This window comes from Thermomonas sp., assembly GCF_041905325.1.
Classification (GTDB): Bacteria; Pseudomonadota; Gammaproteobacteria; order Xanthomonadales; family Xanthomonadaceae; genus Thermomonas.
Map to the genome: position 1 here is coordinate 1 of NZ_JAYRLK010000033.1, position 874 is coordinate 874.

Genomic DNA, 874 nt, shown 5'->3' on the forward strand with positions numbered 1-874 from the left:
CTCGGCAATCTTCTGCCCCTTGCGCACCGACTGGTCCTCTTTGACCAACAGAGTCTGGTTGTGGGCGTACGCCGACAGATAGGTGTTGTTGTGCTTGAGGATGATGAGGTTGCCGTAGCCCCGCAGTCCTGCCCCGGCATACACCACGCGCCCATCGGCCGCGGCCACCACGGCGTCACCCGCCTTGCCGGCTATATCAACCCCTTTGTTCTTGGCGTCATCGAAGCCGGCGATCACCGTTCCGTTGACGGGCCATGCCCAGCCCACCTCTTCGTCGTTGCCGGTCGCGGCCGAAGCCGCCGCGGGTGCGGAAGCGCTAGCCGCAGGCGCAGGCGCGGACGCGGCGGCAGCAGGGCGCGGCGCGCTGGCCGCCTGGGTCGGCGTGCCGGCTGCGGCTGTGCCCGACGGGATCGGCCGCACCACGACACCGGTGTCAGCCGCGGCGACAGCAGACGTGGGTGGCACCACACGCAGCACCTGGCCGACTTCAATGATGTTGGGATTTTCCAGCGTGTTCCAGCGCACGAGGTCGCGCCAGTTCTGCCCATGCTCCAGCCCGATACGCACCAGCGTGTCGCCTGGCTTGACGGTGTAGTAACCGGGTTTGCCGGCGTTTTCCGCGCCGGGCAATACCTTGCCTGCGGCAGGCGCGGTTTCAGTTGCCACAGGGCCAGGCCGGGACACGCCGGCGCCGCGGTCTTCCACCGGCGCCGGCGTGCGCGAGCTGGACGCGCACCCCGCCATCACGGCAGCCACCACCACGACAAGCGCAATGCCTGCGCCCCGGTTCAACGACTCGGTCATCCTGTTGTTTCCCTTCAAGCGATGCCTGATTTTAGGGGGACAAAGTGAACGCTCTCAAGAACAGTTTGTT

1 protein-coding gene is annotated in these 874 nt (G+C 66.7%); it reads right to left on the reverse strand.

Annotation, left to right across the window (positions count from 1 at the left end; all coding sequences use genetic code 11):
• The coding region (locus ACE3OK_RS12435; protein WP_374249871.1) for a peptidoglycan DD-metalloendopeptidase family protein at window positions 1-804 on the reverse strand (804 nt) is incomplete at its 3' end.
• Between the last annotated feature and the right edge of the window lie 70 nt (window positions 805-874).